Genomic DNA, 12,681 nt, shown 5'->3' on the forward strand with positions numbered 1-12,681 from the left:
TATACCTCTTGTTAAATCAATAGCATTGCGATACCGGAAAGAATTATCCATCCAGCAAAAAATATTTTAAGTCCTTTCACCGGGAGGTGTAGTGCTAGCTTCTTTGCCAAAATGCCGCCTAGGATAGCGCCTGGCCCCGCGAATAAGACCACATTGAAATAGGCGTCACCTTGGTTAGATAGGTGTATTGGACTAACAGACCAGACTGTAAGCGCTGTGACGATTACGCCCAGAGCAATAGCTAAGGTTGGCGTTGTCTTTTTCAGGAGTAAGTAGATAACGATGACTTCGCCCACGCCTACTGACAGCCAAGCTGTTATTATTCCGCCAACATAAGCTAAAAGTGAAAGTTGCAGGACCTCATTTCGATTCAGTACACGATGCTGAGTTGTACTTGTTAGCGTTATGCTGCTTAAGAGAATCGCGAAACCTAGCACGATAGAGAACAAACTGAAGCCATGCTCAAGCGAAGTAGGTGCTTGAATCGCGAAAACTTGTGTGGTCCAGATCCCGGCTATGGAAAATGGAGAGCAAATACAGATTAGTTTAACAAGTTCTCTTCGCAGGCCTGATTGATTCTCTTTTTTAAAGTGAAACCACCAGGTTAGTGCACCAGCAGTCATGCCGAAGCATTGAATAGCGAAAGATGTCGATATGCTTTGTTCATTGCTGAAGTTGAGACTGCTAAAGACTGGGATAAAAATAACGCCTCCGCCAGCGCCTGTTGAATTAGCGAAGATAGCGCCTGTGATCCCAAGGAAGATGTAATGAAGGTAGTCACGGGTAAGTTCAACGGGATTAGAGAATTGAAATGCCCAAATAGACCAAAGACTAGCTAAACCTAGAAACAGAAATACTGGTTTAGAGATGACAATTGTTCTGCTTTTATTGTGCTCGCTCATGGTAGGTTCACTTTGTTATATTTTTTAGGTGCCTATTTATCACACTAACATCTGAGGTGATGTTATCAACTTTTGACAGCGTTGTCATATTTTGGTGTTTTGAATGAGGTGCTTTGAGAAAAACAAGCCATAGCGATATAGATCTCATCTGTGCTGAACAGAAAAAGTCATAAATCAATGTCAAAAAAATGTAGATATTCTGTTCGCTCTTGTGTATGTTTGTGAATGACAGCGTTGTCATCTGCTTGTGTGATGAGTTGTCTTGTAAGGTCTGCATGGATAGGAAGAGGTCTCCTGATTCATGTTTTTGGCAGATGTAATAGGGTAAAACTGAATTACATTTGTGTTTGAAATTTCAATAGTCTCTCCCCAGAAACTAGACTTGGCTAGGTGTTTTATCAGTATTTATGTGATGAATCACCTAGCTTTTTTTTATGTGGGTTTTGACCATTTGGAATAGTTTTTGAAGTTGTAAGCGAAAAAATCCAAACACTCTTGCTCATGCTAATAGAAAGATGATCCAGGTTTAAGGTGTATAAGAGAGGCGCTACAATTGATGAGAGAGTTTAACCTTGTAAACAGATAACTGAGGTTACTCAGATGACTTCCTTCAAGGCCCCACCTTCAATCTATCTCACATCTTTTAGAACTAGCCAGTTTGAGCTTAATGTTTGTCTAGGTTTGCGTCAGTGAGTATGAACTGACATTATTTAGTATTGACATAAAATCAACATATTGTAGTCCACAGTCTCAGATACAGCTTAGCGCCTTAAAGGTGAGATAGAGGTGTAAGTTCTGGTTATATCAAGGGGAAAGATTGCGGGTAAGCTAGCTCATTTCATCTTGAAATGAGAGGACATTGAATCATAGTAGAGGGATAGAATGAAATTGAAGTTGATCACTGCCGCAATAACACTGGTGCTAGCAACGAGTGCTTGCTCCGATGTAAAAACTGAAACGAATAAGCAAGTGTCTGCCGAGTCCAGTCAAGCTATGGCTAATAGCCTAGATCAAGCACAATTGAACACGCTTGGGGATACATTAGATATCAAGTATCGTTTAGTGACTAACTATCCAGAAGGATGTCCGACTTCCGGTGTCGATGGCCGTTGCTTCACGGCGCAGATAGATCTGACTTCAGCTGTCGACTTAGATAGCCAAGATTGGTCTATCTATTTCAGTCAGATGCGCCCCGTAAAGTCTGTGAGTTCAGCTGAGTTTACTATTACTCGAGTGAAAGGCGATCTACATAAGATAGCGCCAACCCCTGAGTTTAAAGGACTTAAGAAGGGTGTCACTAAGACAATAGAGTTTGAAGGTGAGCTATGGCAACTATCTGAAACCGATGCGATGCCAAATTATTATCTGGTATCAGGAGAGTTAGCGCCAGTTCTTATCAAGAGCACGGCAGTGACCCAGGACAGTGAAACCGGCATGGAGCTTCGTCCCTATGCCGTGTCCTTCACCGATGAAGGTAAACAGTATAAGCGAAGTGATACCGATAAAGTGAAGTGGGCAACACCTGAAATACTTTTTCAGGCTAACCAGGGAATAGATTTTGAGCCTGAATTGGTCACTAATACCATAATTCCTACGCCTCTGAAAGTTGAAGTCAGTTCAACCGATAAGCCAGTATCCCTAAAAAGCGGCATCAAGCTTGAGCTTAATGATGTTAAACGCCAAGCCATAGATGCTGCTGTTGCTCGTCTGAGCCGCATCGGTGTCGAAGAGTCATCGTTTGGTTTAGCTGTCAGCTTCTTACCACTGGAAATGAAGTCAACACCAGGCTCATACCTGTTAGATATCACCAAAAATAAAATCACTATTTCTGCGGCGGATGATGCAGGGTTTTCCTATGGCCTATCTTCACTGACCAGCCTTCTCGATAGTCATGACTTGGTTATTAACACCATGAAAGTCGAAGACTCTCCCCGTTATGATTTTCGCGGTATGCATATCGATGTGTCGAGAAACTTCCACAGCAAGCAGTTGGTGCTGGATATGTTAGATCAGATGGCGGCCTATAAACTGAATAAGCTTCATCTGCATATGGCCGACGATGAAGGTTGGCGTTTAGAGATAGACGGCTTACCTGAGCTTACCGATATCGGCAGCAAGCGATGTCATGACTTGAGTGAAACCAGATGTCTGTTACCTCAGCTTGGTAGTGGCCCGTTTGCCGATGCTAAGGTTAATGGCTATTACTCTAAAGCCGATTATATCGAGATCTTAAAATATGCCGGCGCCAGGCAGATTCAGGTCATTCCCTCAATGGATATGCCGGGACACTCAAGAGCCGCCATCAAGTCGATGGAAGCGCGTTACCGTAAGTTAGCTGCAACTGGCGATATAAAAGGTGCCGATGAGTTTCGCTTAATAGATCCCAAAGACACCACTGTTTATTCATCGATTCAATACTATGACGATAACACCCTTAACGTGTGTCTGGAGTCGACCTTTCACTTCGTCGATAAGGTTATCGATGAGATAGCTAAATTGCACCAACAAGCGGGCCAGCCTCTGTCTGTCTATCATATCGGTGCCGATGAAACTGCCGGTGCTTGGTTAGACTCACCTTTATGTAAAGCGTTTCTTGCCGACAATAAGCAAGGGGTAACTAGCAGCGATGAATTTGGTGCTTATTTTGTCGAGCGAGTATCGAATATCTTACATGATAAGGGGATAGAGCCTGCGGGTTGGAGTGATGGGATGAGCCATACTCGTCCTGAAAATATGCCCGAAGTCTCCCAAACTAATGTATGGGATGTTATCTCACATAATGGTTTTCGCCGCGCACACCAGCAAGCAAATTTAGGTTGGGATGCGGTATTGGGTATACCTGAGATGCTTTATTTTGACTTCCCCTATGAGGCAGATCCTAAAGAGCATGGATATTACTGGGCGAGTCGTAACACCAACGAGCGTAAGTTATATGGTTTTATGCCAGACAACTTGCCGGCTAATGCTGAGCAGTGGACCGATATTCAAGGTAAGCCCTTCGAAGCCGATGACACAGAGAAGCGAGATGAAGCTGGTAAGCTAGTCAGTGGCCCAATGAAGGAGGGGAGGTTATTTACCGGGCTTCAGGGCCAGATCTGGAGTGAAACGCTCAGAAGCGATTCAGTAGTTGAATACATGACCTTTCCACGTCTACTCATTTTGGCGGAGAAAGCCTGGCACAAGGCGAGCTGGGAAGTGCCTTATCAATATAAAGGGGCCGTCTATAATCAAACTAGTGGTTACTTTACCCAAGAGATGCGCAATGAGCAGGCGAGTCAGTGGGCTGTGTTAGCCAATACTCTGGGACAGAAAGAATTAGTTAAACTGGATAAGGCTGGCATCGAATACCGGGTACCGACTGTAGGGGCGCATATACATGACGGACAGCTGCTGACGAACCTTATCTACCCAGGTTTAACCGTCGAGTATCGAGTCAATGGTGGTGAATGGCTTGTTTATCATTCGCCAGTTGCTGTCGATGGCCAAGTAGAAGTTAGAGCCGTAGCAGCCGATGGTAAGAGGAAAGGGCGTTCCTTAATTGTCAGATAACATGGGGTTAACACTTGTGGCTGCGTTTTTCCAGTAAATGCAGCCAGTTTAATTCCCATCCGCTGTGGTGCTTTCAGCCGAGTGAAGGCTAATTTCTTCAGCTTAAACAAAATAAATGACAGCGCTGTCATTTATGTTGTAACATGAAGTTAACTTAGTCAGTGAGCAAGGCATCAGCGAATAACGCTAAGTCTTGGATAAAAAAACTGTGAATGAGGTCTGTATGAGTGTGAACCAGACGAAGGAGAAACCGTTGTTTATAGGTATTGATGGTGGCGGCAGTAAATGCAGGGCAACAATTTACTCTAGCGAAGATGGTGTAATTGGTACTGGTGTAGCTGGGCGTGCAAATCCACTTCACGGTTTATCACAGACATTTGATTCCATTCAGATGTCGACCGAGCTAGCGTTAAAAGATGCTGGAATGAGCTTAAGCGACAGTAAGGCACTCGTTGCTGGAGTCGGACTTGCTGGGGTGAATGTCCCCAGGCTTTATCAAGATATCGTCAACTGGCAACATCCCTTTGCCGATATGTTTGTTACGACGGATCTACATACCGCGTGTATCGGCGCCCACCGTGGCGGTGAAGGTGCGGTGATCATTACGGGAACAGGCTCTTGCGGCTATGCTCATGTGGATGATAAGCATCTGTATCTCGGTGGCCATGGTTTCGCTCTCGGCGATAAAGGCAGTGGTGCCTGGTTAGGATTAAAGGCAGCCGAGCAAGCTTTGTTACATCTCGATGGCTTCGCAGATAAAACCATACTGACCGAGCGTATCCTCAATCATTTCAAGGTTCATAACGCCATGGGCATAGTCGAAAACCTAGCCGGCCAAACTTCCAGTGTTTACGCCAAGCTAGCCAGAACCGTACTTGAATGTGCTAATGAGCAAGATCATGTTGCCAAAGAAATCGTTAAAGAGGGGGCTGCCTATATCAGTGAGCTCGCTCGTAAACTCTTCGAAGTGAATCCCCCGCGTTTTTCTATGATAGGTGGATTGGCAGAGCCTCTGGCTCCATGGTTAGATAAAGATGTCATCGTTAAGTTATCGCCAACGTTAGCTCCTCCTGAGCTTGGGGCGACCTATTTTGCGCGTCAAAAATTTAGGGTCAAGAAGACATGAAGCAGACAATAATCGCTAAGCGCGTATTCGATGGTGAGCAGTTTCATAATGACCTGCCTATCACTATAGAAGATGGTCATATTCTTGCCTTGAACAGTGTCGCTGGTGCAAAAGAGATAAGAGTCGATGGGACCTTGGTTCCTGGATTTATCGATGTTCAGGTGAATGGTGGTGGCGGTGCATTATTTAACGGCGAACCTTCAGTCGAGTGCATAGAAACCATAGGCAGCGCTCATGCAAAGTTTGGCACCACAGGTTTCTTACCGACATTAATTACCGACGATGTCGACGTCATGAGCCGAGCGGCGGATGCCGTAGCCGCCTCATTGATTAAAGGCAGCGCCGGGGTTTTAGGTGTGCATTTTGAAGGTCCACACCTGTCTATTCCAAAGAAAGGGGTTCATCCTCAATCTCATATTCGTGGTATATCCGACGCTGAGCTTGAGATCTTTAGCCGTGATGACTTAGGATTAAAAATGGTCACCTTAGCGCCCGAAAATGTGTCGCTGGATGTGATTAAAGCCTTAGTCGCTGCCGATGTCAGAGTATGCCTCGGTCATTCTAATGCCGATTATGAAACCGTAGTCGCGGCATTAGAGGCTGGGGCAACAGGCTTCACACATCTCTTTAATGCTATGTCCCCCTTCGGTTCCCGTGAGCCGGGTATGGTCGGAGCGGCAATCGAGAGCCGAGATGCCTGGTGTGGACTCATCGTCGACGGTCACCATGTGCATGCTGCCGCGGCTAGAGTGGCAATTTACGCTAAGCCAAGAGGCAAGGTGATGTTAGTCACAGATGCTATGCCACCTGTAGGTCTCGATGAGGAAACCAGTTTCGAACTCTTTGGCACTCAGGTCATACGTCAGGGTGATAGGTTAAATGCTGTGACGGGTGAGCTGGCCGGCTGTGTATTAGACATGGCAGGAGCGATTAGAAACACGGTCAAGATGCTAGGTTTACCCTTAGATGAAGCGATTCGTATGGGCTCTTTGTACCCAGCTGAGTACTTAGGTTTAGCCAAAAGGCAGGGGCAAATAAGTGTGGGCAGTCGAGCAGACCTAGTATTGTTAAACGATGAGCTGAAAGTACAGCAGACATTGATAGGCGGCACATCTGTCTTTAAGGCCTAGCATTATCCATTAATATAAAGCCCTAGCAATATGTCTGGGGCTTTATGTTATCTAGAGTTTGTCTATAAAAGCATAATAAAAAATAGAAATAATAATAAACGATAAAATATAGGGAAATCGTAATGGAAGCGAGTCTTGCTAAAGCACCTAAACGCAGGTTGATGTCGCTCGATGCTCTAAGGGGCTTCGATATGTTCTGGATTTTAGGCGGTGAAGCTCTCTTTGCCGGTTTGTTGACCTGGAGCAGTTGGCAAGGATGGAAATGGGCAGATGCTCAAATGCATCATAGCCAATGGCATGGTTTTACTTTCTACGATCTGATATTTCCTCTCTTTATCTTTCTCTCAGGTGTTGCGCTTGGTTTATCTCCTAAACGCTTAGATAAGCTACCTATTGCCCAGAGAATACCACTCTATAAGCATTCAGTGAAACGACTCTTCTTGTTACTCTTCTTTGGTGTGCTCTATAACCATGGTTGGGGTACCGGTGCACCAGTAGCCATAGATGAAGTGAGGTACGCCAGTGTTCTGGGTCGTATTGCATTCGCCTGGTTTTTTGCTGCCATGTTAGTCTGGCATACCAGCTTAAGAACCCAAATTTTTGTTACTTTAGGGATATTGATAGCTTATGGGCTGTTGCAGTTATTTGTTCCATTCCCTGGTGGGACAGCGGGGGTGTTTACCCCACAAGGGACGATCAACGCTTATGTTGATACACACTTTTTACCTGGGATCACTTATCAGAATAGACCTTTAGATCCCGAAGGGATCCTGTCAACGATCCCTGCAGTTGCCAATGCCATGATCGGAGTATTTGTCGGTCACTTTATTGTTAAGGAACACAAGAAAGGTGAGTGGACTAAAGTGGCTTACTTGTTACTTGTCGGTGCTGTTATTTTAGCCTTGGGCTGGTTGGTCAATCTGGTTATTCCTGTGAATAAAGATCTTTGGACCAGTTCCTTCGCGCTGGTAACCGCAGGATGGAGCATCATATTGTTAGCCGTTTTCTACGCTCTGGTTGATGTGCTTAAGTGGCAAAAAATTGCGTTTCCGTTTGTGGTTATTGGTTGTAATGCCATCATCATCTATCTGGCATCTAGTTTAGTTAATTGGAAGTACACGGCCCAGAGTCTGTTCGGTGGTGTGGTTAATTCCTTCCCGATTGCAGCTCAAGCCCTAATAGGTGTTATTGCTCTGCTGCTCGTACAGTGGCTGGTTCTATATTGGATGTATAAACGAAATATTTTCATTAAGGTTTAAGTTTTAACCAATATGATTCGATGGTTTTAGCCTGAAATTGGCGTCAACAGGTTTTGAACAAAAGGTAATGACAGCGTTGTCTTTTTGGTTGTTCTGTTTTAACATCGATGAAACAAAGTCTATTCTATCTATTTGATAGGTGACTTTTGACTGTAAATCTAGTGTATTAATAAGAAGTGATATCAGCTGTACCTGATATCTAAAATAAAATTATAAGAAGCAGGCTTATGGAAATGACAGTAAATAGTGAAAATAAACGTAGTAATTTTATTCCGATGGCAATTGTCGCCGGGCTATTTTTTATTTTAGGTTTCGCGACCTGGCTCAATGGTTCATTGATGCCTTATCTGAAGCAGATCCTTCAGTTAACCCCCCTTCAAGCGTCTCTTATCCTCTTCTCATTTTATATCGCGGTGACTTTTACAGCCTTACCTTCGGCTTGGCTGATAAGAAAGGTCGGATATAAAACCGGAATGGCGTTAGGCATGGGGATCATGATGATTGCTGGCCTGCTATTTATTCCTGCGGCTAAGACGCAAATCTTTGGCTTGTTCTTATTTGCCCAGCTTGTCATGGGAGCGGGGCAAACTTTGCTTCAAACCGCAGTTAACCCTTATGTTGTCCGCCTCGGTCCAGAGGAGTCGGCCGCAGCGCGAGTCAGTGTGATGGGAATATTGAACAAAGGCGCCGGCGTTATCGCACCATTAGTCTTCAGTGCCCTTATTCTTGATAGCTTCAGAGACCGAGTGGGGATGGAGCTCACTCCTGCACATATCGATGAGATGGCCAATAGCTTGGTATTTCCTTATCTAGGTATGGCCGTATTCATTGGTTTATTAGCCATTTTAGTTAAGAAGTCATCTCTCCCTGAACTGGAAAATGAAGAAGATGATGTGGAAGCCAGCGGTAAAGGCCATACGAGAGAAGCCTTATCTCATCCCAATTTAGCATTAGGTGTTGTAGCACTCTTCTTTTACGTTGCTGTGGAGGTGATAGCTGGTGACACTATTGGCATATTTGCACTATCACTTGGCATTGAAAGCTATGGTGTAATGACCTCATATACCATGATCTGTATGGTTGTCGGTTATATCATCGGCATCTTAACCATTCCTCGCTTTATCTCTCAGCCGAAGGCGTTAATGGTTTCAGCTATTTTAGGCATGGTGCTGACGCTAGGGATCTTGTTTGGTGACAATGAGTCTTATGCCATTGCAAACGCAGTATTAGTACCCTTTGGTGGCGCTCAGCTACCCGATACCTTATTGATGATTGCTCTACTTGGACTCGCCAATGCCATAGTATGGCCTGCTGTATGGCCGTTAGCACTCTCAGGTATGGGCAAGCTCACAAGTACTGGTTCAGCACTTCTAGTCATGGGTATTGCTGGTGGCGCATTCGGGCCACTGTTTTGGGGCTTAACCAGCTCGGCTACACCCTTAGGTATTCAAGGTGGCTATATGGTGATGTTCCCTTGTTACCTGTTTATCCTTTTCTATGCGGTGAAAGGCCATAAGATGAAAAGCTGGAAGTAATTGTTATTTGCTTTTCACATCCCCAAAAGGAGCCTTAAGGCTCCTTTTTTGTGCCCGGCATATTCATATGCAGCTATCGAGTTATATGGCTGTATGTAGCTTGTATAGAGTATCTAGGCTTTAGGGATAAGGCACCAGGATAAAAGCAGGGGAATATTAGATAGAAAGCTAAGCATGGACTCTCAGTAGAGTCAGGAACCTACTGCTGCGCGTATATTGCTGAGATTTAGCGCGTAAGTTAGTTACCCTACCAACTGAGCTATGCTGGCCTGAGCTGTAATTCGTTTCGAGAAGATAATTTCTAGGCATAAAAAAGCCACTCAAAGAGTGGCTTCGTCGTATATGGTGCCGGCACCAAGAGTCGGCTTTTTGTAAGATAGAGGGACCTACTGCTGCTCGTGTAAAGAGTAAGTCAGTTGCTCTACCAACTAAGCTATGCCGGCTTGAGCTTTTACCAGGGGAATTTCAGACACAAAAAAGCCACTAATTAAAGTGGCTTGCTTGTTCTTCTTAAGGAAGATGGTGCCGGCACCAAGAGTCGAAGCTCCGGTGGAAGTAACCTACTGATTCATCCGACAGAGTCATAAAATTTAGACATAAAAAAGCCCCGAACAATGTCGAGGCTTTTTTATTGTATGGTGCCGGCACCAAGAGTCGAACTCGGGACCTACTGATTACAAGTCAGTTGCTCTACCAACTGAGCTATGCCGGCTTATGCTTTAACAGTCATGGACTATTAATATAATGATGGTGCCCGAACCCGGAATCGAACCAGGGACACGAGGATTTTCAATCCTCTGCTCTACCGACTGAGCTATTCGGGCAACTAAACTAAGTGTTAGTCATCTACTTCAAATGAGTTTTAAACCAAGGCTTTAATGAGGAGTTTTAGTCCTGTCTCGTTTGGAGTGCGCGTATAATATAGCGATGTTATTAGCTGTGCAAGCAGTTTCTTGTCAAACGAGCTTAAGCTGTCAAAAACTATACAGTCAATCTTGTGAGGCCTGCGACCTAGCCTGAATAAAGCGATGTTCTTCTCCTGAGAGCGCTAAAAAGATCATTCAAGCCTTAGTTACCGAATGTAGCGAAATGTAGCAAAATGTAGCGAAGGGGACTCTTTGTTAACTAAAAGCTAACGGATGCTAATGGAAGGGACTGCAGCTCTTAGAATGAGTCAGTTAGTTGCGTTACCAACTGAGCTATGCTGGCTTGTTCATTAACTAATATATTTTAGACATAAAAAAGCCCCGAACAATGTCGAGGCTTTTTTATTATATGGTGCCGGCACCAAGAGTCGAACTCGGGACCTACTGATTACAAGTCAGTTGCTCTACCAACTGAGCTATGCCGGCTAAATGTTGGTGCCCGAACCCGGAATCGAACCAGGGACACGAGGATTTTCAATCCTCTGCTCTACCGACTGAGCTATTCGGGCAACTAAACTAAGTGTTAGTCATCTACTTCAAATGGCTTTTAAACATGAGTCTAAATAAGGCTGTTATACCTAGTTCGCTTGAAGTGGGCGTATCTTATAGCGCAGCCTTTCTACCTGCAAGTGCTATTTTGTCATAAACCTACCGTTCGGTTAGTTAGTGTGCAAACTAGGCCGGTATTTCTCCACACTGCAGTTCCTACTTCTATTCTATTTCACGCTCTAAAATTTCCCTAAAGCCCTGCAGAACACTCCCTTACCCCCTAAAATAAGATTCATTTACAAATGATTACCATTATTGATTGGCCTCTATAAGGTTTAAATGACTTAATAAAGAACAAAATAGATACAAGCTTCTAAAAAGTAGGAGTGTAGAGTCGATTTTTAGAGGTTTTAGTTTTAAAAATAGAACGTATTATGTGAGTCATAAGTTAATCAGCAGTTAATTATAAGGTCTGTCATGTTTCGTAATACAGAAAAATCCTATGGGGTCATAGCGATATTGGTTCATTGGATATCGGCAATGGCTGTTATAGGCCTGTTTGCTGCCGGGGTATGGATGGTTGAATTAACCTATTACAGTAGCTGGTATAAGACAGCGCCCGATCTACATAAAAGTGTCGGCATAGTCTTGTTTGTATTAACTATGGTAAGAATTGCCTGGAAGTTTGCTAATCCTAAGCCAGCACCATTAACGGAACATAAAAGTTGGGAAGTTAAAGCCGGGCATCTGGCCCATGGAGCTATCTATTTGTTATTGCTTTTAATCATGTGTAGTGGATATCTGATCTCTACAGCTGACGGACGAGGGATCGCCGTTTTCAATCTGTTTGAAGTTCCAGGAGTCGGTGAGTTGTTCGATAGCCAGGCCGATATTGCCGGTTTAGTTCATCAGTTTGCCGCATACAGTTTGATCGGACTTGTCGTCATACATATGTTAGGTGCATTTAAACACCACTTTTTTGATAAAGATTCAACACTGGTAAGAATGATCACGGTTTTAAAATAGAAGCTGATAAACAGATTATTTAAATAGAAAATTACAAACACAATCTTAATAAACAAAAGATTAGAAATAGAAAATCAGAAACAGATAAAAGGAAGATAGATTTATGAAAAAGACAATATTATCAAGAGCGATTTTAACCACGGCATTGGCAGGTTCTTTACTCTTGAGTGGTGCTGTATCGGCCACCGATTACGTCATCGACACTAAGGGGGCACATGCTTCAATAGACTTTAAGGTGAGTCACCTTGGTTATAGCTTCGTGGTGGGGCGTTTCAATGACTTTGAGGGCGATTTCAGTTTTGATGGCAAAAAATTAGCTGATGGTCATGTGAATGTGACGATTAAGACTGCCAGTCTAGATTCTAATCATGCCGAGCGAGACAAGCACTTGCGTAGCCCTGATTTCTTAAATACCGCCAAGTTCCCGGAGGCAAGCTTTAAGTCGAGCTCAATTGTTGATAAGGGCGAGGGGAATTTCTTGCTTAACGGTGATTTTACTCTCAACGGTGTGACTAAGCCTATTACGATACAAGCAAAAGCCATCGGTGAAGGGCAAGATCCTTGGGGCGGCTATCGTGCCGGTTTTACTGGTACCACTGAGTTTGCTTTGAAAGATTACAATATAAAGATGGACTTGGGTCCAGCATCATCCCATGTTCAGCTCGCTATTGTCGTAGAAGGTATCAGGCTGTAATCGCTCTTTGAACATCGGTAAACAAAAAGCGCCTTACGGCGCTTT

The 12,681-nt window shown here is 44.1% G+C and carries 8 protein-coding genes and 5 tRNA genes; 7 read left to right on the forward strand and 6 right to left on the reverse strand.

Annotated features, from left to right (window positions below; all coding sequences use genetic code 11):
* Positions 1 to 11 precede the first annotated feature (11 nt).
* On the reverse strand, positions 12 to 902 hold the full coding sequence (locus tag FS373_RS04130) for a sulfite exporter TauE/SafE family protein (protein ID WP_144047661.1): 891 nt from the start codon (positions 900 to 902) through the stop codon (positions 12 to 14).
* 882 nt (positions 903 to 1,784) lie between these two features.
* Between FS373_RS04130 and FS373_RS04135 the strand changes: the two genes are divergently transcribed.
* From FS373_RS04135 to nagP, 5 genes are all read left to right on the forward strand, one after another.
* Positions 1,785 to 4,451, forward strand: coding sequence for a family 20 glycosylhydrolase (locus FS373_RS04135; RefSeq protein WP_152828826.1), 2,667 nt, complete (start codon positions 1,785 to 1,787; stop codon positions 4,449 to 4,451).
* A 223-nt stretch (positions 4,452 to 4,674) separates the two neighbouring features.
* A complete protein-coding gene (nagK, locus tag FS373_RS04140; protein WP_144047659.1) occupies positions 4,675 to 5,577 on the forward strand; it encodes an N-acetylglucosamine kinase in 903 nt (300 codons plus the stop codon).
* A complete protein-coding gene (gene nagA / locus FS373_RS04145; RefSeq protein WP_144047658.1) occupies positions 5,574 to 6,707 on the forward strand; it encodes an N-acetylglucosamine-6-phosphate deacetylase in 1,134 nt (377 codons plus the stop codon). Before nagK ends, nagA begins: the two co-directional genes overlap by 4 nt.
* Positions 6,708 to 6,829: 122 nt before the next feature.
* On the forward strand, positions 6,830 to 7,966 hold the full coding sequence (gene nagX, locus FS373_RS04150) for a transmembrane glucosamine N-acetyltransferase NagX (protein ID WP_144047657.1): 1,137 nt from the start codon (positions 6,830 to 6,832) through the stop codon (positions 7,964 to 7,966).
* 227 nt (positions 7,967 to 8,193) lie between these two features.
* Positions 8,194 to 9,501 (forward strand): N-acetylglucosamine MFS transporter NagP, encoded by a 1,308-nt coding sequence (gene nagP / locus FS373_RS04155; RefSeq protein WP_407695610.1) that lies wholly within the window; start codon positions 8,194 to 8,196, stop codon positions 9,499 to 9,501.
* A 343-nt stretch (positions 9,502 to 9,844) separates the two neighbouring features.
* Here the strand turns inward: nagP and FS373_RS04160 are convergent.
* From FS373_RS04160 to FS373_RS04180, 5 genes are all read right to left on the reverse strand, one after another.
* A tRNA-OTHER gene (locus tag FS373_RS04160) sits at positions 9,845 to 9,944 on the reverse strand.
* Positions 9,945 to 10,137: 193 nt separating this feature from the next.
* Positions 10,138 to 10,213 (reverse strand) — tRNA-Thr (locus tag FS373_RS04165).
* Positions 10,214 to 10,249: 36 nt separating this feature from the next.
* Positions 10,250 to 10,325, reverse strand: a tRNA-Phe gene (locus FS373_RS04170).
* Positions 10,326 to 10,777: 452 nt separating this feature from the next.
* Positions 10,778 to 10,853: transfer RNA gene (locus tag FS373_RS04175), tRNA-Thr, on the reverse strand.
* Between the two features lie 7 nt (positions 10,854 to 10,860).
* Positions 10,861 to 10,936, reverse strand: a tRNA-Phe gene (locus FS373_RS04180).
* A 457-nt stretch (positions 10,937 to 11,393) separates the two neighbouring features.
* On the opposite strand from FS373_RS04180, the gene FS373_RS04185 reads away from it, so the two are divergent.
* Both FS373_RS04185 and FS373_RS04190 read left to right on the forward strand, forming a co-directional pair.
* Positions 11,394 to 11,942: a cytochrome b gene (locus FS373_RS04185; RefSeq protein ID WP_144047656.1), complete on the forward strand. Its 549-nt coding sequence runs from the start codon at positions 11,394 to 11,396 to the stop codon at positions 11,940 to 11,942.
* 103 nt (positions 11,943 to 12,045) lie between these two features.
* On the forward strand, positions 12,046 to 12,636 hold the full coding sequence (locus tag FS373_RS04190) for a YceI family protein (RefSeq protein WP_144047655.1): 591 nt from the start codon (positions 12,046 to 12,048) through the stop codon (positions 12,634 to 12,636).
* Positions 12,637 to 12,681: the final 45 nt, after the last annotated feature.

This window comes from Shewanella sp. YLB-07 (assembly GCF_009377275.1).

Excerpts from the sequence above, each read along its gene's own strand:
- nagX (WP_144047657.1), top strand. The coding sequence starts at position 6,830 with ATGGAAGCGAGTCTTGCTAAAGCACCTAAACGCAGGTTGATGTCGCTC.
- nagA (WP_144047658.1), top strand. The coding sequence starts at position 5,574 with ATGAAGCAGACAATAATCGCTAAGCGCGTATTCGATGGTGAGCAGTTT.
- nagK (WP_144047659.1), top strand. The coding sequence starts at position 4,675 with ATGAGTGTGAACCAGACGAAGGAGAAACCGTTGTTTATAGGTATTGAT.
- FS373_RS04135 (WP_152828826.1), top strand. The coding sequence starts at position 1,785 with ATGAAATTGAAGTTGATCACTGCCGCAATAACACTGGTGCTAGCAACG.
- nagP (WP_407695610.1), top strand. The coding sequence starts at position 8,194 with ATGGAAATGACAGTAAATAGTGAAAATAAACGTAGTAATTTTATTCCG.
- FS373_RS04130 (WP_144047661.1), bottom strand. The coding sequence starts at position 902 with ATGAGCGAGCACAATAAAAGCAGAACAATTGTCATCTCTAAACCAGTA.
- FS373_RS04190 (WP_144047655.1), top strand. The coding sequence starts at position 12,046 with ATGAAAAAGACAATATTATCAAGAGCGATTTTAACCACGGCATTGGCA.
- FS373_RS04185 (WP_144047656.1), top strand. The coding sequence starts at position 11,394 with ATGTTTCGTAATACAGAAAAATCCTATGGGGTCATAGCGATATTGGTT.